Source organism: Variovorax sp. 3319 (assembly GCF_031456585.1).
GTDB lineage: Bacteria > Pseudomonadota > Gammaproteobacteria > Burkholderiales > Burkholderiaceae_C > Variovorax > Variovorax paradoxus_P.
In genome coordinates, this window is sequence record NZ_JAVDUZ010000015.1 from 20,041 (window position 1) to 39,050 (window position 19,010).

The following is a 19,010-nucleotide window of genomic DNA, read 5'->3' on the forward strand; positions in this document are numbered from 1 at the left end:
CGTGAGGGCTACGTGGCGTAGTCGCCGGTCGCTTCGGGCTGGAAGAGAATCGCCGCGACTTCCGCCGCGCACGCCTCTCCGTTCGGAGCAAGCCACCTGGCGGTGTCGCCCACCTTCAGGCCGAGCAAGCTGTTTCCGACCGGTGACAGCACCGAGATGAGGCCCACTGCCGGTTGGGCGTCCGCGGGGTAGCACACTGTCAGCGTGTGCCGCCGGCGGGTCAACACGTCGACGGTCTCGACTTGCGAGTTCATCGTTACGACGTTGCCGGGCACGGCCCTGGAACTGGTTACTTCTGCGCAGTCGAGAAGCTCCGCAAAGGCGGGCGGCAGTTGGTGCTGCGGCAGCTTGCTCAGGCGGGCAAAGTCAAGATCGGTGAGCGTGCGCTCGCCGTGGATCGTTGCATGCATTGACGCACTCCATTCTTGCGGACTCGTCCAAAGGACGGCGGCCGCGAACGCGCGGGGCTTGTGCCCGGCGGTGAATGGTTGCGCTGAAAAGGAAGTAAGCGGACCGCCGGGCCTAGAGATGTGCGGGCAGGTTCCTGCGACCCGCCTTCGAGCCCCCGCGTGCAAACGCGCGCTCGGCTGCAGCGAGCAGCGCGGCAGTGCGAGCATGGGTGAAGACGAAGTGGGCGATCGGCATGGCTCTCAGTCTATTGGGCTTGTTGCAGTCGGGCAAGCAATGCCCCCGGAGTTCTTGCCAGATTGAACCCACCGCAAGCGGCCCTGCGTCATTCGCTCTTGCCCAGGTAGAAGCGCATCGAAAGCCGCTGGACCAGGTTGCCGTACGGCGGATAGAACAGGCCGACCGGAAACCATCGCCGCCGCTTGAACACCGACTTCGCATGCGAAAGCTCGCGAAAGCCTTCTTGTCCGTGGTAGGTGCCCATGCCCGAATTGCCGGTGCCGCCAAAAGGCAGGTCGTGTTGGAACACATGCCAGCCCCAGTCATTGAGCGTCACGCCGCCGGCGTGGGTGTGCCGCAGAACGCGCTGCTGCTCGCCGCGGTCGAGACCAAACGCATACAACGACAACGGCCGCTCGCCGCTGCGCACCAGCGCTATCGCATCATCCAACCGGTCGTATTCGAGCACCGGCAAGATGGGGCCGAAGATTTCTTCGTGCATCAATTGCATACGCCCATTGAGGCCGGTGACGACGGTCAATGCCATCTGGCGTCCAGCGTCCGCTACGTTGCCACAGGGCAGCAGCGTTGCGCCCTTGCTCCTGGCATCGTCGAGCAATTGGCGTAGCCGCGCCGCGTGGCGTTCAGTCACGATGCTGGTGTATTCGGGGTTGCCGCTGGTGCTCGGGTACAGCTTGCCGAATGCATCGCGCACTGCCGCAGCAAACTCTGCAGCCTTGCCTCGGGGCACCAGTGCGTAGTCGGGCGCGACGCAGATCTGCCCGGCATTGAAGGCCTTGCCATGCGCAATGCGCAGCGCCGCTTCGCGAAGGTCGGCATTGGGGCCGACAATGGCCGGCGACTTTCCGCCGAGTTCGAGGGTGACCGGTGTCAGGTTGCCGGCCGCGGCGCGCATGACCTCTCGGCCTACTCTCGGTGAGCCCGTGAACACGAGATGATTGAAGGGCAACGTGTTGAACGCTTGCGCCGCCTCGACTGCGCCGCCGACGATCGCCACCTCGTTTTCGGCAAAGCACTCGCCGAGCATGGTGCGCAGCAGCGCGGTGGTGCGGGGCGAAAACTCGGAGGTCTTGATCATCGCCCGGTTACCGGCAGCCAACGCCGCAACCAGCGGGCCGATGGTCAGGTACAGCGGAAAGTTCCAGGTGCCGATGATGCCCACCACGCCCTTGGGCTGGTACTCGACCCACGCACTGTTGGTGAGAAACAGCAGTTCGGTGCTGCGACGGCGCGGCTTCATCCACTTGCGCATGTGCGAGAGCGCGTGCCGCGCCTCCAGGATCGGGCCCATGACCTCGACCAGCTTGGTTTCGGCACCGGCGCGAACGCCGAAGTCGTCGTTCACCGCCTTGACGATTGCATTCTGATGACGGCGCAGCACGCCGATGATCTGGCGCAGCTTGGCTTTGCGGGCCGCAAGGTCGGGGTAGGGCGCCTTCTCGAAGGCACTGCGCTGCATGTCGAACAGGCTGTGCATGCGTTCGATCTCCGCCGCATCGGTGGCTTGCGTGGAGGCGAGGGGGACGGGGATGGCGTTCATGGTCGGTGGTCCGGTCGGTCGGCGCGAATCATGTCGGCGGCCTTCTCGCCGATCATGATGCTGGGCGCATTGGTGTTGCCGCCAATCAGCGTCGGCATGATCGAAGCGTCGGCAACGCGCAGCCCCTGCACGCCGTGTACCCGCAGTCGCGCGTCGACCACCGCCATCGAATCGTTGCCCATTTTGCAGGTGCCCACGGGGTGGTACTGGGTGTCGGCCCGATTGCGGATGTCTTGCTCCACTGCGCGGGCATCGCTCTGGTCGAGCGGATAAAGACCCTTGCGCCGCACAGGTGCGAACGGAGAGGCGTCGAGAATGCGGCGCTGCTGGCGCGCACCTTCGATGAGCACCGCCATGTCGTCCGGATGGCTGAAGAACTGAGGGTCGATGCGAGGTGCGTCGCGCGGATCGCTTGTCTGCAGCCGAACCGTTCCCCGGCTCTTGGGCCGCAGCAGGGTGGTGTGGCAACTGAAGCCGTGGCCCACCCGCAGTTTTCGCGCGTGGTCGTCGACAATGGCCTGCACGAACACCAGCTGCAAGTCCGGCACTTCGATGTCCGGCCGGCTGCGAAAAAAAGCGCCTGATTCGGCAATGGAGCTCGTCATCATGCCGCGGCGCTCCTTCTTCCACTGCGAAACGCCCTTGAGCATGCGCAAGCCGCCCGCCATCGAAGCGCCCAGGGTCTCGGTGTCGCTGCCGGTGCGGTAGGTGTAGACATAGTCGATGTGGTCCTGCAGGTTCTCGCCGACCCCCGGCAAGTCGAGAACCGGCGCAATGCCCTTGGATTTCAGGTGCGCAGCGGGGCCAATGCCAGACAGTTGCAGAAGCTGCGGCGAGCCGAAGGCGCCTGCGCTGACGATCACCTCGCGCCGCGCATCGAAGCGCAGTTCGCGGCCGTCGACACGAACCTGCACCCCCACCGCACGCAGCTCCTCGAACAGCAGGCGCTGCGTGAGCGCACCGGTAACGACGCTGAGGTTGGGGCGGGCAAGGTTGGGCGTCAGATAGGCCTTGGCGGCACTGCAGCGCTCGCCGTTCTTCTGGGTTACCTGGTACATGAAGGCGCCGTGTTGCTCCGCTCCGTTGTAGTCCGGCGTGAGGGGCAGGCCGCACTCGCGCGCGGCCTCCAGGAACATGCGGTTCATTGCGCTGGGCTGCTGGATCTCGGCAACGTTCAATGGGCCGCCCTGGCCGTGGTAGGCGTTCCGATACGTCTCGTTGTGCTCCGCTTTCTTGAAGTACGGAAGCACCTCGGCATAAGACCAGCCGGGGTTGCCAAGCGATGCCCAGTGGTCGTAGTCCCAGCGGTGTCCGCGCACGTAGAGCATGGCGTTGATCGAACTTGAACCGCCCAATGTCTTTCCGCGCGGCTGGTAGCCGCGTCGGCCGTTCAGGCCCGGCTGGGGCACCGTCTTGAATGCCCAGTTGTTGATGCGGGTCGGCACCATTGCAACTACCGCAGCCGGCATGTGAATCAGGATGCTCTTGTCTGGCCCACCGGCCTCGAGCAGGCACACGCGAATGTCGGGGTTTTCGCTCAGGCGGGAGGCGATCACGCTGCCGGCCGACCCGGCACCGACGACGATGTAGTCGAAAGTCTGGTTCATCTCTGGCTCAATGCGCAGGGCGGGGCTCGATCAGCGGGAAGGTTGTCGGGAAGGTGTCGAGCATGCCCAGCAGCTCTCCAACCTTTTCGCGCTTGCCCGTGACCACGATCTGGCCCGCTTGCAGCGCGGCCGGAAACGTTGTCTTCTGCAGCGAGATTTCGTCCAGCGTGGCACGTGTCAACACAAGGGTCGCATCGGCCTTGGCGGACTGCGCGCCGGGAACAAAAGTGAGCGCGCTGTTCTCCAGGTTGAGCACGTAGTTCTGCTTCGTGTCGGTGAACTGCCAGTTCAGAACGGTTGCCTTCCCGGCGGCCTTGTCGCCGTTCAACCGCACGGCCAGGTAGTCGAAGAACATGTCCAGCGTCAGCGCGCGAATCACGTCCGGGGCCTGTGTGTTCAGGGCCGGCATCTTGGGCAGGCCGTTGCGGAGCTCCGAGGCACCTTGCAAGAGTGCGTTGCGCGCCGTGGACGATTCGGCCTGGTAGCCCAATTGCTCGTAGGCGTCGGCAGCGAGGCCACGCGCCTCCAGGTTGGCCGGGTCTGCAAACACCAGTTGCGATGCCATCTGGGCCACCCAACGGAACTCGCCCTTGGCAAAGTCGGCCCTGGCGCGTTGCAGCACGGCGGCGGCGCCTCCCATGTACTCGATGGTCTTTTGCGCGGCGGGCACAGGCGGCAATGCGTACAGGTTGGCCGGGTTGCCGTCGTAGTAGCCAAGATAGCGCTGGTAGATGGCCTTGATGTTGTGCTTGAGGTCGCCATAGAACGCATGCGTCGACCAGTCCTGGCTGAGGCTTGCGGGCATCTTCAGCGTATCGGCAATCTCGCTGCCGACATGGCCGTGGTTCATCAGGCGCACCGTCTGGTCGTGCACGTACTTGTACGCGTCGCGCTGCTTCGCCAGAAAGCCCTGCACACGGTCGGCGCCCCACACCGGCCAGTTGTGCTGCATGATCATCACGTCGCTCTTGGCGGCATAGCGCTGCAACGCGCCCCCAAGATGCTTGGACCAGATCAGCGGATCGCGCACCAGCGCGCCGCGCATGGGCAACAGGTTGTGCATGGTCTGGGCGGCAATCTCTGTCATGTTCAGCACCCTCGACTGCGGGTAGTACATGATCATCTCGGACGGCGCTTCCGCCCCCGGGGTGAGTTCAAAGACGATTTCGACGCCGTCGATGGTGTGCGCTTCCGTTGGCTTCTCGATCAGCATCGTGGGCGGGATCAGGCTGATGGTGCCGGAGGAGACCGATTTGCCCAGTCCCGCGTCGACCTGGCCTTTTTCGCCGCGCGGCAGCAGTGGGCCAAATTGATAGATGCCCCGCCGCGACATCGCGTTGCCGGCAATGACGTTTTCGCTCACGGCTTCTTCCATGAAGCCGACCGGCGCGATGATCTTGACCTTGCCCGAGGCCACGTCTTCCTCGTTGACAACGCCGCGCACGCCTCCGAAGTGGTCGACGTGGCTGTGCGAATAGATCACTGCCGCCACGGGTTTGCGAGGGCGGTGCTTGTAGTAGAGCTCCAGCGCGGCCTTGGCCGTTTCGGTGGTGATGAGCGGATCGACGAGGATGAGCCCGGTCTTCCCTTCGATGACCGTCATGTTCGACAGGTCGAAGCCACGCAGCTGGTAGATGCCGTCCGTAACCTTGTACAGGCCGGCGCCCATGTTGACGCGCGCATGCCGCCACAGGGCAGGATTGACGGTGTCCGGCGCCTGCTCCTTCGACAGGAACTCGTAGCCCTTGAGCGACCATGCGGGCCGTCCCTGAGCGCTCGTGATCACCTGGTCGCCGCCAAGGCTTTCGACGAGGCCGCGCCTCGCGTCGTCGAACGATTGCTTGTCGGCCATCGGCAAGGTGGCCAGGTACGCCTGGTTGGCCGCGCGCGTGGTCTCGGTGGCTTCCTTGGGTGCGTTGGCTTGGGGCTGCGCCTGGGCGCCAGTCGCAATGGCTGCCAGCAATGCGCTGGCTACGAGGCGGAACGGTTTTTTCATTCTTGTCTCCAGATAAGTTGGCCGTTGCAACGCGCAATCAGGCCGGCATCGTCGAGCGTGGCGCCCGGTGCCTTGACAGTGATTCAGGGAGCGATCCTCGCGGTGCCAGGTCGGTACCGTGCAGCTTTGCAAAGGCGCCTGGCGAGCATCCCTGGTGCTTTCGAAACACCAGACCGAAATACGCAGGATCTGTGAAGCCGCAGCTGTAGGCGATCTGCGAGATGTAGGTTCTCGAAATGCCGGACGTGCGCAGCATGCGCATGGCGGCCTCCATGCGCTCGTGCCGCACCGTATCCAGAAAAGTCATGCCGCGTTCGGCAGCGAAGGCCTTGTGCACGTAGCGCACCGAAACATTGGTATCGGCCGCAAGCTTGGCCGCGCTGACTTCCGGATCGGCGTAGTGATCGCGAATCCACGCGCGCATGCGAGCATGCAATGTGCAGTCGGGCGCGGACGGCGCCTCCGGGTCATGTCCGAGCTTGTTCTCAGAAAGCGCCATCGACAGCATCGACAACACATGCTCGCTGAGCATTCCGCGCTCGAATGGGTTGGTGACGGTTTGCAGATGCTCCAGGCTCATGGCACGCAGGTAACTTGCGAGCAGGCTTGTCCACCCCTTGTCGCCGGTGAGTACAACTGCCGCTGCATCCGTTGCGTCCGGCAGCCAACGCTTCACGAGCGCTTGCGACAAACTGATGATCCACGCATCTGTATCGTGGTGCGAGCACAGCCGCACCGCTTCATCGGAGTCGATGATCAACATGTCGTTGACACCGATGGTGATGGTTCGGTCTTGCTGCTTGCAGGTGATGAACCCGTTGTTCAACTTCAGCAGGAGGTGCAAAGGGTACTCGGCTGATTCCTGTATGCAGCTGGGCAAGCCGCGGTAGGTGTTGGGTGGGCTCCCTTGGGCCCGCACGAAAACGACGCCATTCATATCAACGACCGACATGTGGCGGACGGCGTCGTGGAAACGAGATTGATCGTGGCCAGCCGCAATGCTCTGGGCGATGTTCACCAGGTTGTCTCCTTGGTTGTGATGCAAGCCGGGCCCTGTGTCTGAACTCCGGCGCTCTGTGCGGCGTGATTGTTCTGGCCTTGACGCATTGAGTCCAATGCATATGGAGGCCATGATCAATGCACTGGCTGCAAGACGCCTCAGCCCCCAATATTTAATAGCTAATGGCTATGAAATGAATGCGATCAATTGGATTGGTGAAACAGTAATACAAACCTAGACTGGCCGCGCCGATCAACAACCAAAGGAGAACCCCTTGTCCGAAGAAAACAAATGCCCCTTTCCGGGCCATGCGCGCACACACAGTTTTTCCGGGGCTCCTGCCAATTCAGACTGGTGGCCGAACCAGCTGAACCTGAAGCTTCTGCACCAGCACACTGCCAAGTCCAGTCCGATGGGCGAAGCGTTCGACTACGCGGAAGAGTTCAAGAGCCTCGACCTCGACGCGGTGATCCAGGACCTCAACGCCCTGATGACCGATTCGCAGGACTGGTGGCCCGCCGACTACGGCCACTACGGTCCCTTGTTCATCCGGATGGCCTGGCATGCAGCTGGCACCTACCGCATCGGCGACGGCCGCGGCGGCGCGGGCACCGGAGCGCAGCGTTTTGCGCCCCTCAACAGCTGGCCGGACAACGGCAATCTCGACAAGGCACGACGGCTGCTGTGGCCTATCAAGCAGAAATACGGCCGCAAGCTTTCATGGGCCGACCTGCTGGTCTTGACAGGCAACGTGGCGCTGGAATCCATGGGCTTCAAGACGTTCGGCTTTGCCGGCGGCCGCGCCGACATCTGGGAACCTGAAGAGGACATCTACTGGGGCCCCGAAGGCAAGTGGCTTGCAGACGAGCGCTACAGCGGCGACCGTGATCTTGCCAACCCGCTCGCTGCCGTGCAGATGGGCCTGATCTACGTGAACCCGGAAGGCCCCAACGGCAATCCCGATCCGCTCGGATCGGCGCGCGACATTCGCGAGACCTTTGCCCGCATGGCCATGAACGACGAAGAAACCGTGGCTCTGACAGCCGGCGGCCACACCTTCGGCAAGACCCACGGCGCGGGCGCCGCAAGCCACGTTGGCGTTGAGCCTGAAGGTGCCGATATCGAGGACCTGGGCCTCGGCTGGAAGAGCACCTACGAAAGCGGCGTGGGCGTGCACGCCATCACCAGCGGCCTGGAAGGCGCCTGGACTCCCACGCCTACCAAGTGGGACAACAGCTACTTCGAGACGCTGTTCGGCTACGACTGGGAACTCACCAAGAGTCCTGCAGGCGCCCATCAGTGGAAGCCAAAGGGCGACGCAGGTGCGGGCACCGTGCCTGACGCGCATGACCCGAACAAGCGCCACGCTCCGATGATGTCCACAGCGGACATGGCGATGCGCATGGACCCAGCCTACGAGAAGATCTCGCGCCGCTACATGGCCAATCCGCAGGAGTTTGCCGACGCATTCGCCCGTGCCTGGTTCAAGCTGACCCACCGCGACATGGGTCCGCGTCCGCGCTACCTCGGCCCGCTGGTGCCGAAGGAAGAGCTGATCTGGCAAGACCCGATTCCTGCCGTGAACCATCCGCTGGTCGACGACAAGGACGTTGCGGCGCTGAAGGCCAAGGTCCTCGCTTCGGGCCTGGGCATTGGGCAACTCGTGTCTACCGCGTGGGCTTCGGCCTCGACCTTTCGCGGCAGCGACAAGCGCGGCGGCGCCAACGGGGCGCGCATTCGCCTCGCTCCGCAAAAGGACTGGGAGGCCAACCAACCCGCTCAACTGGCAAAGGTGCTTGCAACGCTCGAAGGCATTCAAAAGGACTTCAATGGCGCGCAGTCCGGCGGCAAGAAGATCTCGCTTGCCGACCTGATCGTGTTGGCCGGCAATGCAGCGGTCGAGGCCGCCGCCAAGAACGCCGGCCAGGATGTGACGGTGCCTTTTTCGCCGGGTCGCATGGACGCCTCGCAGGAGCAGACCGACGTCAACTCTTTCGAAGCCCTGGAGCCAAAGGCCGACGGATTCCGCAACTACCTGCGCAAGGGCCTCGAAGGGACGGCCGCTGTGCTGCTGCTCGACAAGGCGCAGTTGCTGACCTTGAGTGCGCCCGAGATGACGGTTCTGGTTGGCGGCCTTCGCGCGCTGAACGCCAATGTCGGCCAGTCCCGGAACGGCGTCTTCACCAAGCGTCCAGAGACCCTGACCAACGACTTCTTCGTGAACCTGCTCGACATGAACACCGGGTGGAAGAAGTCGGCAACAGCCGAGGGCCTGCTCGAAGGCCGCGACCGCACGACGGGAGAGCTCAAGTGGACCGGGACCGTCTGCGATCTTGTGTTCGGATCCAACTCGCAGTTGCGCGCGCTTGCTGAAGCGTATGGCGCGAGCGACTCCCAAAAGCTCTTCGTGAAGGACTTCGTGGCTGCGTGGACCAAGGTGATGAACCTCGATCGCTTCGACCTGAAGTGATCTGATCGCGCGCGGCTGATATTGCCGCGCGCAGTGCAAGTGCAGCCTCGGCCTGGCTTCGGATGATTCCCGGCCGGGCCGGGGCGTATCAAAAAAATGACGGCGGGAGACAACCATGCCAGTCGCGAAGAAGACGCCTCCGGTGTCCACAGAGTTCTTTCGTCCTGAGCAATGGATTCATTTGCTTCAGCAGCTCGAGATCATCATGGCGACGGTACATGGAGATGATTCGAACCCCATACTCCGCCGCTTCGGCGTGCGGCGCCGTTCCGCAATATTCCGCAGGCTGATGCAGGAGCGATGGCGTCTGGTCAACGAGATAGAGGCGTTCGGCCAGGCCGGACTCCTTGCTTTCGTGAAAAGCCAGATGCCCGATTCATCCAGGCCGCAGCGCCACCTGGGCGTCGAGTTCAAGCTCCTCGGGGAAGCATTCGACCAATGCTCCAAAGACCTCTCGCCCCATACGCAGGCTGCGCTTCAACAGTGGTTGGTGGCACGCTCTCACATGCATCGCGAGCACGCCAGGTTTCTCGAAACCTATTGATGGGACGCAGTGCAGCCTGGGCCTTTACCTGCTCTCGCTCGCGGCCTTCTTCAAGGCCTCGGGGTTCAGGACGGTGATGATGTTGTAGTCCAGGGCAACCACGCCCCTGAGCTCCAGCATCCGGAGATCCTTGTTCACGCTTTGGCGGGTAACCTGCAGGATGGAAGCCAGGTCTTCCTGGGTGAGCCGGAGCCGAACCTGCAGGTTGCCCTGCTCCCTGACGCCGTAGAGGGTTGCCAGGCGCTCTATGGTTGCCGCAAGCCGGCACGACAAGGTTCCGATCATCCGCTTCATCAGGGTGCTCATTTCTGCTCTGTTCTGCTTCAGCAGCTTCAGTGCCATGTCACGCCAAAGCAAGGGAAACTGCTCGAGGATCTGCAAGAGCAGGGGCGTCGGCATCAGCACAACAACTGAATCGTCGAGGGCCGAGTAGTCATAGATCTCGTCGTCGTCCTCGACGATGGCTCGCGCAACGCCAATCAGGATGCCCGGGCCGGCAAGGCCCACTGGCGTTCTGCCCCCATTGGCAGAGGCTCTTCGGATGGTGATGTACCCCGAGACGACCGCAATTGCCTCGCGCCGATCTCCTTCGCTGAACAGATAGTCGCCCCGCGCAAAGCGGCCGACGCGCGACGCTGCAAGCAGCCGACTCATTCCGGCCGCAGGCCAGTTGGTGAACGCTTCAGTCAGGCGCAGCGCACGTTCCATCAACGCGACGCACTCAGCGTCATCGCCGGATTCCATGGATCTTCTCCATTTGCCGACGATTCGTTGCCGCCGTTCATCCCGATAGAAGTGTTTTCTTTTCGGAAATATTCGTCAACGGGGAGAACGCCGATACGACCAATTGTGATCGCGAAGAAATATTAACGTTAAATTCTTACAGTTGAAAATATATCTGCGTATTATTGATTCAATTAACTCGAATCAAGTTCGCCAAGCACGAGTTTTGTGTCCTCTCTTGAAATGCGAGTTCTCGACTTTGCGTGATTGAGGATTAATTCTCAAAAAAGAAACATGTCTGGTCTTGAGCGTCGGACAACTGTAGCTGCCAGGAAATTTCGGGCATTTACAAGCCCAAACCGCTGGAGCGATGGCTGAAACTGACACTCCAACATGCCTCGGAGCGAATGCAGGACTTTATTCACATTCCAATGCATGCAGCTGTCGGCAATGTCGGGTACCCGACGATTGCATTAAAACGAATTACTTTTTCGTTTCCCATAAAGATAAATTCGCACCGCTCTTGGGGTTTGTCTGATTGCTTCGTCGATTTTGTTCGATGCGAGCGGCCAACACTGGAGCAACAAGTATTGCCCGCACTTGGTGGTCAATCGGTGGCGTCCTTTTATGGCATTTTTTAACGATAGCGGTATCAGACATGAAGAAAACAACTTGCATTTGGAGTGGAGCTCGCAATGCGCGCGCGGCGGCTGTGGGGGTGCTGATCGCAACTCTCGCCGGTGGTGCGCTGGCGCAATCCAAGATCACTGATGGCACCGGCTCGCCGGGTGTCCTTCCGGCGCCGGGTGCGCTGCTGGACCTGGACAGCACGACCCGCGGATTGCTGGCGCCGCGCATTGCGGTGACGAATGCCGTCACCTGGGGGCTCGCCGGAGGCACGCCGGTCGAAGGCATGGTGGTCTACAACACAACGGCAACCACCGGCGCCAACGGCCTGCAGCAGGGACTTGCAGTCTGGAAGAACGCCCGCTGGGTCAGCGTCGACGAGACGCCGTACCTTCACGTCAATTCGACGGCGATTGGCAACTCGACGCTGTCCAACTCCGGGGCGGTGGGCGCAAACTCGATCGCCGTGGGTCCGAACGCCTTCGCAACGGGAGCCGGTTCGGTCGTGCTCGGCAACGGCGCTCAGGACGTGGGCGGCGGGGGCATCAGCTCGGGTGCGGTGGTCATCGGCGCAGGTGCATTTACCGCGGGCGGCACCGGCAGCATTCCTGGCGGCACCGTGGGCTACGCCACAGTCACAATCGGCGCCAAGGCTCAGGGGACCGGCTCGGGCGCCGTGGCAATCGGCGACTCGTCGCGTGCCACCGTGGCTTCCGTAGCCATCGGCCCCAATGCCGTGGCGGGCCCGACGCCGGGCTCAAACCTTGGCACCAACTCCAGCCAGATTGCGATTGGCTCGGGTGCGCGCGCCGGCGCCGATTCGACCCGCGTCAATGATACATGGGGCGCAATCGCCATTGGTATGAACGCGGTCGCCAGCCCTGGAACAGTTCGGACGTTCGACACCATGGCTCTCGGCAACAACAGTCTCGTAACGGCCAACAGAGGCGTTGCCTTGGGCTCAGGCGCAACCGCCAGTGTGAATGGCGGAGTGGCGCTGGGCGCTACATCCATCTCCAACCGGGCGCTTGCGCCGACGACCGGCACCATCGCCGCGGGCAGCTTGCTGATTCCCTACAACACGACGGACAGCTTCTTGCTCGGCGCCGTGTCGGTCGGCGGCACGGTCGGCGCCGCAAATTTCTACCGCCAGATCACCAACGTTGCCGACGGAACCCAGGCTCAGGATGCCGTCACCATCCGTCAGCTGACCGGCGCGCTGCAGTCCTTCGCCGTCACGCCGATCAAGTACTTCCATGCGAACTCCAGCGCCGCCGACTCTCTTGCGGTGGGCGCTGAGTCGGTAGCGGTCGGCCCGCAGACTGTGGTCAACGGCGACAACGGCATCGGCATGGGCAACGGCGCCGTGGTGCACCAAAGCGCGCCAGGCGGTATTGCCATCGGCCAGGCGGCGACCTCGCACCTCGCGGATTCCATTGCCCTGGGCACCCAGGCGTCGGCAGCGGCTGCGCAAGGCGTGGCCATCGGTGCGGGAACCAATGTCACGCAAGCGGGCGGGGTTGCGCTCGGCGCGGGCTCGGTCGCATCGACGGGCGCTGGCGTGGCTGGCTATGTGCCGCCCGCCGCCACCGACTCGCAACGCACCGCAATCGGCGCGACGACCAGCACGCTGGCCGCAGTGTCGGTGGGCGACGCGGCCACGGGCAAGTTCCGCCAGATCACCGGCGTTGCAGCTGGCGCGGCCGACAGCGATGCCGTGAACGTCGCGCAACTGAAGGCGGTGCAAGGCACCGTGGCTGTCATCGACCAATCGACGGTCAAGTACGACACCAATGTGGATGGCACGACCAACTACAACAGCGTGTCACTCGGCGGCAACAACTCGACCGGTCCGGTTTCGGTCCATAACGTGGCCCCTGGTGTTGCCGGCACTGATGCGGTCAATGTGAACCAGCTCAATTCGGCTGTGGGCACTGTCAACAACCGTATCAACGGGCTGGACGACAAGATCAACAGCAACACCAAGATGCTTTCGGGCGGCATTGCTGCATCGGCGGCAATGGCTGTGGTCACGCCGGTGGAGCCGGGTCGCTATCACGTGAGTGGGGCGGTGGCTGGCTACAACGGGCAGGCCGGTATCGGCTTCAACGTTCTCAAGCGCTCCGACAACGGGCAAACCACCTTGCATGCAGGCGTGGGCTGGGCAACGGGCGGTAGCAAGGCCATCGTGCGGGTCGGCTTCGGCTTTTCGTTCGACTGATCCGGGAGAAACAACATGAACAAGCAAAAATCCATCCACTCATTTGCGCTGGCAGCCCTTGGGCTTGCATCGGCCCTGGCCTTGACCGGTTGCGGCTCGACAGGTTCCACGGTCAGCACCAACAACGTCGCCTACGGCGCCTCCGCTGAAAAGCAGGACGTTCAGTTTCCCGATGTCGGCGCTGCCTGGCTCAAGGGCGGCTCGTTCGTCGACGTGGAGCAACTGCGCCGAGTCGGCCGCGGAATGACGAAGAACCAGGTGCGAGAGCTCATCAGCTATCCGCATTTCAGCGAGGGCCTGTTCGGCCCCAAGGAGTGGGACTACCTGTTCAACTTTCGCACCGGCAGCGGCGACGAGTTCGTTACCTGCCAGTACAAGGTGGTCTACAAGGACGGCGTCTCGAATGCAATGTATTGGAAGGAGCCGGCCTGCGCCAACTTCCTCCAAACAAAGCCGGCTGAAGTGCCGCGCGCTGTTGCTCCGACGGCGCCTGAGCGCTTCAAATTGAGCGCCGACGCATTGTTTGCCTTCGACAAATCGGGCCAGACCGACATTCTTCCCGATGGCCGGCGCCAGATCGAAGCGTTGGCGGCCAGCCTGGCTGGCAAGGGCAAGCGCATCGAGCGCCTGAGCATCATCGGCTTTACCGATCGACTGGGCTCCGACAGCTATAACCAGGCCCTTTCGCTCTCGCGCGCGAACACGGTTCGTGAACTCCTGGTTCAGTACGGTATCGAGCGCAGCGTTATCCGCGCGGCGGGCGCGGGTGAAAGCCAGCCGGTGGCCACGTGCCCCGGCGAGCAGAAAACGCCCGCTCTCGTGACCTGCCTCCAGCCCAACCGCCGGGTCGAGATCGAGGTCTATTCCGAACGATGATCGATGAGCCCACGTGCAAACGATGCGTTTCGCGTTGGGATTCTCGACCCCGTTGCAGCCTCGAGAAAATTCACCTATCAGGTCGTCCAGAGACTCGGGTTCATTCCTCTTGGCTTCACTGAACTGCAAGCGGTGAGGGATGCCGGCGCGCGCGCAGTTCGATGCGACGTGTTGCTGGTGTCCTGCATGCTGGGCGCCGGAAGGGCCAAGCGGGAGCTCGCGTCCGTGCGCGAGGTTATGCGCCTGCAAGACATGCTGATATTCATGACGCGTTGCGATGTTGTCGCCGAACTGCGCCTGCTTTACGGCTGCAACGACCACATGGTGATCGCAACACTCACTTCTGTTTTTGCGCTGCGTGGCCTGCTTCGTCAATCGCATCGCAACGAAGGCAACGGCAGGGGCATCTCCCTCATGTTCCAAACGGCAATCTCTCGATGAACGGCAGTGAGCAAGCGACAGGAGCGACGATTTTTTCGGACGACCTGGTATTGGTCGAAAGAGCGCTGCGCCTGACCCCTGGCTTTGCAATGTGGCCTTCGGCTGCCATGCAGCAGGTGCTCGCAATCTCGACCCTGGGCCGTTACTCTCGCGGCGAAATCATTGCGTCGGAAGAAGGGCCCAAGGAAATACTGGCTGTGGTGTCGGGCTACATCGTTGTCGAACGCGTTCAGGCTGCGGTGCATCGATCGGTTGTTGCTCTTCTCGGGCCCGGCTATGTGCTGGGATTCACGCGCAGTCCGGAAGACGAAGATCAGGCGAGCCATCACTATTGCTTTCGCGCGCTGAACGACACAGTTGTTGTTCACATGCCCGCGGCGCAGGTCTTGAAGGTTCTCGACGACGATCCCGTTCTCTGGCGCGACATGGCCAAGATGCTCCTGAAGCAAGTCCGGCAGGTGTTCGAGCTGCTGCTGAGCCAGGGCATAGGTTCGTTCCAGCGCCGCATTGCCGCGACCATCGAGCGGCTCGCGTTGCTGTATGGTCGAAAAGTAGGCGGAGAAACGGGGCTTTGCCTTCGGCTGACTCAAGAAGACCTTGCCGCGCTCCTGCAAGTGACAAGGCAAAGCGTCAACAAGGAACTCGCGCAATTGGCAGCCTGCGGCGCCATCAGTGTCAGCTACAAGGTGATCACCGTGCTCGACATCGACGCGCTCAAGAAAAGAGCGATGCAGGCTCCCTAGCCTCGAACGAACGAGGGGCGTGGTGCGCCTTTCATGTCATGCGCTTGGCCCACGAGCTCGGCTCATTGGCTTGTCCGCCGGCATGTCTGGCTGCGGGTACATCGTGCCGGATCGGTTTCGCAAAAGCACTGTCCGGGTCCAGAGGAGCGCACCACACCCGAAGCCAGATTGCGTCTTTGAAAGGCTGCCATCTGTAAGAGGGGCGCTGAAGCCTTGTAGGAATTGGCCTCGCCGCGGTCTTGCCGGGCGCGCCTCCCGCTACGATTTGGCCATGCGAACACTCCTTCTCCCCAACTCCGGCGAAATTCCGGTACTCGGCCTCGGTACCTGGCGCATGGGCGAAGCGGCAAACCGGCGCAAGGCAGAAGTGGCCGCAGTGCGCGAGGCCATTGCCATGGGCTACCGGCTGATCGACACCGCCGAAATGTACGGCGAGGGCGGAGCCGAAACCGTTATCGGCCAGGCACTGGCAGAGGCCCTGCGGGCCGGCGACGTTACGCGAGACGAGCTCTTCATCGTCAGCAAGGTCTACCCGCACAACGCAAGCCGCCGTGGCACACCCGAGGCCTGCGAACGCAGCCTGAAGCGCCTGGGGCTCGACATGATCGACCTGTACCTGCTGCACTGGCGCGGCAATCATCCGCTGCGCGAAACCGCAGATGCGATGCAGGCGCTGGTCGCCAAGGGGCGTATCGGGCGCTGGGGCGTGAGCAACTTCGACACGGACGACATGGAAGAACTGGCGCAAGCCGTTGGCCCGGGCGCCGGTTGCTCGGCCAACCAGGTGTACTTGTCGCTGGGAGAACGCGGCCCTGAATTCAGCCTGTTGCCCTGGCTGCGCGAACGCGGCATGCCGCTGATGGCCTACAGCCCCATCGACCAGGGAGCGCTGGCATCGGATGTGGCACTGGGCGCATTGGCAGCGCGCCTTGGCGTAACTGCCGCCCAGCTTGCCCTTGCCGCCGTGATCGCGAGGCCGGGTGTCGTTGCAATCCCGAAGGCGGTGCGCAGCACGCACCTGCAAGAGAACCTGGCCGCTGCCAGGCTGGAGCTGGACACTGCCACCATTGCCGAACTCGACCGCCTCCATCCGCCGCCACGGCGCAAGGCGCCGCTGGCGATGATCTGAACCGACGGGCGGCGACTAGTGCGCTTCGGCCTGCTTGGCCGCGGCAATCACTGCCTGCTCGTCGTGCTTGGCACCGTTGAGGAACAGGTTCAGCAGCACCGCGCTGATCGACGCCAGCAGAATGCCCGATTCGATCAGCGAGTGAATCGCATGCGGCATCCATTGCTTGAAATTGGGTGCAATGAGCGGAATCATCCCGATGCCGATCGACACAGCGACGATCATCGCGTTGTGCCGGTTGCCCTTGAAATCCACGCCCGAAAGAATGCGGATGCCCGTAGCGGCCACCATGCCGAACATCACCAGCCCCGCACCGCCAAGCACCACTGTCGGCAGCGACTCGATGAGCGCCGCCATCTTTGGCAGCAGCCCGAGCACCACCAGGATCACTCCGCCGGCCACGCAAACGTAGCGGCTCTTGATGCCCGTGACGGCCACCAGCCCCACGTTCTGCGAAAAGCTCGTATACGGAAATGTGTTGAAGATGCCGCCGATGAGCGTGCCCAGTCCGTCGGTGCGCAGGCCCTTGGCAAGGTCTTTCTGCGTGATCTTGCGGTCGGTCATTTCGCCGAGTGCGAGAAACATGCCGGTCGATTCGATCATCACCACGATCATGATGAGCGTCATCGTGAGAATCAGGATCGGGTCGAACTGCGGCATGCCGAAATGAAAGGGCAGCACCACGTCCACCCAGGCGGCCTTGCCTACCTTCTCGTAGGTCATGAGGCCCGTAGCTGAAGCAACCACCGCGCCGATCACAATGCCCAGCAGCACCGAGATGTTGGCGATGAAGCCCTTGGCGTATTTGACGATCAGCAGGATGGACACCAGCACCAGCGCCGCCACTCCGAAGCCTGACAGGTCCGCGTATTTGGGGTTGGGCACCGTCGGCATGATGGCAAAGCCCTTGGGCACCGCCGGAATCGAACTACCCGGCGAAGTAACCTCCGCGAGCCACTTGGCGTACACAGGGTCTACCAGCGCAGGTGCGGTCGGCCCCACCGGGTTGCCGAAGATCCAGTTGATGCCCACGCGCATCAGGCTGATGCCGATCACCGCGATGATGGTGCCAGTGACCACCGGTGGAAAAAAGCGCAGCATGCGGCTTACCAGCGGTGCGATCAGTATCGACACCACGCCCGCGCCGATGATGGAACCGAACAGCAGTTGCGCGCCGTTCTGCCCGGGGTTGGCATTGGCAATGGCCACCATGGGCGCAACCGAAGCGAAGGTAACGCCCATCATCACCGGCAGCTTGATGCCGAACCATTGCGTAGCGCCCAGCGCCTGGATCAACGTGGCAATGCCGCAGCAGAACAGGTCGGCCGAAATCAGCAGCGCAACCTCGTCGGGCGACAGCTTGAGCGCGCGCCCGACGATGAGCGGCACCGCCACGGCGCCGGCATACATCACCAGCACATGCTGAAGGCCCAGGGCCGCGAGCTTGCCTGATGGCAGCCGCAGGTCTACCGGATGGACTGTGTGAGCGGGGGAAGAGGTCTCGGCCGTCATCGTGTATCTCCTGGCGAGCAAGGGGAACATGCGTGGGCGGCGCGGCGGTGCGTGGCGTCCACAATGTGTGTACGCCAAACTGTATACAATTTATGCCGCAATCTGGATGCAGGAAAACCCGCATCGCAGCGGCTTGTTCTTACGCGAGCAGTGCCTTCACCAGGTCGAGCTGGCGGTCGGGTTTTTCGGTGCCAAGCTCCAGGCTCGCCTCGATGCGCTCCAGATGGCCGGTCATGCAGGCCACGGCGCTTTCCGCATCACCTTTGCGGCAAATGCGCAAGAACTCCGAATGCTCGTCCGAAGAACAATGCGGGTCGTTCGACGAGTGATAAAGCATGGCAATCAGCGAGCTGCGCGCCACCAGTTCGCGCACCAGTTCGGCCAATGTCTTGTTGCCGGTGGCTTCCGCCAGCGCCACGTGAAAATCGCCCAGCACTTTTTCGCGCACGGTGCCTGTGGTGGTGGTCTGGCGCAACGCGGTTCGCTCGAAGCGGATGTGCTGCTCCAGCACCTGGTAGTCGCGCGGGCGCGCATGGGCTATGAAAAGGCGCACCACTTCGCTTTCGAGGATGCGGCGCACCGCGAACACCTCGCGCGCTTCTTGCACCGTGGGCTGGCACACGAAAGCACCCTTGTCGGGAATGATCTCGATGAGCTTGTCCTTTGACAGGGTGAGCAACGCCGCCCTGATCTTGGTACGGCTCACCGAATAAACGCGGCCCAGTGCTTCCTCGCGCAGCCAGGTGCCCGGAGGCAGGCGTTTTTCGACGATGGCGGTGGCAATGTCTTGCGCAATGCTCTCGATGGAGCTGCCCTTGTCGGTGGCGACTGGGCCGCCCGCGGCCGGAGCGGCAGTGGCGGGGGAGGCGGAAGATTTGGAACTGGCGCGGGGCATGCCGGGATTGTGGCTCAGCAGGGTGGCTGGAGCCGCCC

15 protein-coding genes are annotated in these 19,010 nt (G+C 62.7%); 7 read left to right on the top strand and 8 right to left on the bottom strand.

Annotated features, from left to right (window positions below):
- Positions 1–8: 8 nt before the first annotated feature.
- The 5 genes from J2X67_RS25325 to J2X67_RS25345 form a co-directional block, all read right to left on the bottom strand.
- The gene (locus J2X67_RS25325; RefSeq protein ID WP_309957617.1) at positions 9–410 is read right to left on the bottom strand and encodes a GreA/GreB family elongation factor; all 402 of its coding nucleotides are present in this window, start codon (positions 408–410) and stop codon (positions 9–11) included.
- A gap of 323 nt (positions 411–733) precedes the next feature.
- Positions 734–2,188, bottom strand: coding sequence for a coniferyl aldehyde dehydrogenase (locus tag J2X67_RS25330; RefSeq protein ID WP_309957618.1), 1,455 nt, complete (start codon positions 2,186–2,188; stop codon positions 734–736).
- Positions 2,185–3,795, bottom strand: coding sequence for a choline dehydrogenase (locus J2X67_RS25335; protein ID WP_309957619.1), 1,611 nt, complete (start codon positions 3,793–3,795; stop codon positions 2,185–2,187). Before J2X67_RS25335 ends, J2X67_RS25330 begins: the two co-directional genes overlap by 4 nt.
- Before the next feature lie 7 nt (positions 3,796–3,802).
- Entirely contained in the window at positions 3,803–5,791 is a 1,989-nt protein-coding gene (locus J2X67_RS25340) for an alkyl sulfatase dimerization domain-containing protein (protein WP_309957620.1), read from the bottom strand.
- Positions 5,792–5,828: 37 nt separating this feature from the next.
- Entirely contained in the window at positions 5,829–6,809 is a 981-nt protein-coding gene (locus J2X67_RS25345) for an AraC family transcriptional regulator (protein WP_309957622.1), read from the bottom strand.
- A gap of 256 nt (positions 6,810–7,065) precedes the next feature.
- On the opposite strand from J2X67_RS25345, the gene katG reads away from it, so the two are divergent.
- On the top strand, positions 7,066–9,261 hold the full coding sequence (katG, locus tag J2X67_RS25350; protein ID WP_309957623.1) for a catalase/peroxidase HPI: 2,196 nt from the start codon (positions 7,066–7,068) through the stop codon (positions 9,259–9,261).
- A gap of 115 nt (positions 9,262–9,376) precedes the next feature.
- Positions 9,377–9,805, top strand: a complete 429-nt coding sequence (locus J2X67_RS25355) for a hypothetical protein (protein ID WP_309957624.1) — start codon at positions 9,377–9,379, stop codon at positions 9,803–9,805.
- Positions 9,806–9,829: 24 nt separating this feature from the next.
- On the opposite strand, the gene J2X67_RS25360 is transcribed toward J2X67_RS25355, so the two are convergent.
- Positions 9,830–10,549: a Crp/Fnr family transcriptional regulator gene (locus J2X67_RS25360; protein WP_309957625.1), complete on the bottom strand. Its 720-nt coding sequence runs from the start codon at positions 10,547–10,549 to the stop codon at positions 9,830–9,832.
- A gap of 697 nt (positions 10,550–11,246) precedes the next feature.
- On the opposite strand from J2X67_RS25360, the gene J2X67_RS25365 reads away from it, so the two are divergent.
- The 5 genes from J2X67_RS25365 (at position 11,247) to J2X67_RS25385 (ending at position 16,565) form a co-directional block, all read left to right on the top strand.
- The gene (locus J2X67_RS25365) at positions 11,247–13,376 is read left to right on the top strand and encodes a YadA-like family protein (RefSeq protein ID WP_309957626.1); all 2,130 of its coding nucleotides are present in this window, start codon (positions 11,247–11,249) and stop codon (positions 13,374–13,376) included.
- Positions 13,377–13,391: 15 nt separating this feature from the next.
- Entirely contained in the window at positions 13,392–14,252 is an 861-nt protein-coding gene (locus J2X67_RS25370) for an OmpA family protein (RefSeq protein WP_309957627.1), read from the top strand.
- A 3-nt stretch (positions 14,253–14,255) separates the two neighbouring features.
- Positions 14,256–14,693, top strand: coding sequence for a hypothetical protein (locus J2X67_RS25375; RefSeq protein ID WP_309957628.1), 438 nt, complete (start codon positions 14,256–14,258; stop codon positions 14,691–14,693).
- Entirely contained in the window at positions 14,690–15,436 is a 747-nt protein-coding gene (locus J2X67_RS25380; RefSeq protein ID WP_309957629.1) for a Crp/Fnr family transcriptional regulator, read from the top strand. Before J2X67_RS25375 ends, J2X67_RS25380 begins: the two co-directional genes overlap by 4 nt.
- A 271-nt stretch (positions 15,437–15,707) precedes the next feature.
- The gene (locus J2X67_RS25385) at positions 15,708–16,565 is read left to right on the top strand and encodes an aldo/keto reductase (RefSeq protein ID WP_309957630.1); all 858 of its coding nucleotides are present in this window, start codon (positions 15,708–15,710) and stop codon (positions 16,563–16,565) included.
- 15 nt (positions 16,566–16,580) lie between these two features.
- Here the strand turns inward: J2X67_RS25385 and J2X67_RS25390 are convergent, their stop codons facing one another.
- Positions 16,581–18,077, bottom strand: coding sequence for a nucleobase:cation symporter-2 family protein (locus J2X67_RS25390; protein WP_309957631.1), 1,497 nt, complete (start codon positions 18,075–18,077; stop codon positions 16,581–16,583).
- 139 nt (positions 18,078–18,216) lie between these two features.
- The gene (locus J2X67_RS25395; RefSeq protein WP_309957632.1) at positions 18,217–18,972 is read right to left on the bottom strand and encodes a GntR family transcriptional regulator; all 756 of its coding nucleotides are present in this window, start codon (positions 18,970–18,972) and stop codon (positions 18,217–18,219) included.
- Positions 18,973–19,010: the final 38 nt, after the last annotated feature.

Coding starts and splice junctions, on each gene's coding strand:
- J2X67_RS25335 (WP_309957619.1), bottom strand. CDS start 3,795: ATGAACCAGACTTTCGACTACATCGTCGTCGGTGCCGGGTCGGCCGGC.
- J2X67_RS25355 (WP_309957624.1), top strand. CDS start 9,377: ATGCCAGTCGCGAAGAAGACGCCTCCGGTGTCCACAGAGTTCTTTCGT.
- J2X67_RS25325 (WP_309957617.1), bottom strand. CDS start 410: ATGCATGCAACGATCCACGGCGAGCGCACGCTCACCGATCTTGACTTT.
- J2X67_RS25330 (WP_309957618.1), bottom strand. CDS start 2,188: ATGAACGCCATCCCCGTCCCCCTCGCCTCCACGCAAGCCACCGATGCG.
- J2X67_RS25340 (WP_309957620.1), bottom strand. CDS start 5,791: ATGAAAAAACCGTTCCGCCTCGTAGCCAGCGCATTGCTGGCAGCCATT.
- J2X67_RS25360 (WP_309957625.1), bottom strand. CDS start 10,549: ATGGAATCCGGCGATGACGCTGAGTGCGTCGCGTTGATGGAACGTGCG.
- J2X67_RS25375 (WP_309957628.1), top strand. CDS start 14,256: ATGAGCCCACGTGCAAACGATGCGTTTCGCGTTGGGATTCTCGACCCC.
- J2X67_RS25395 (WP_309957632.1), bottom strand. CDS start 18,972: ATGCCCCGCGCCAGTTCCAAATCTTCCGCCTCCCCCGCCACTGCCGCT.
- J2X67_RS25380 (WP_309957629.1), top strand. CDS start 14,690: ATGAACGGCAGTGAGCAAGCGACAGGAGCGACGATTTTTTCGGACGAC.
- J2X67_RS25370 (WP_309957627.1), top strand. CDS start 13,392: ATGAACAAGCAAAAATCCATCCACTCATTTGCGCTGGCAGCCCTTGGG.
- J2X67_RS25390 (WP_309957631.1), bottom strand. CDS start 18,077: ATGACGGCCGAGACCTCTTCCCCCGCTCACACAGTCCATCCGGTAGAC.
- J2X67_RS25385 (WP_309957630.1), top strand. CDS start 15,708: ATGCGAACACTCCTTCTCCCCAACTCCGGCGAAATTCCGGTACTCGGC.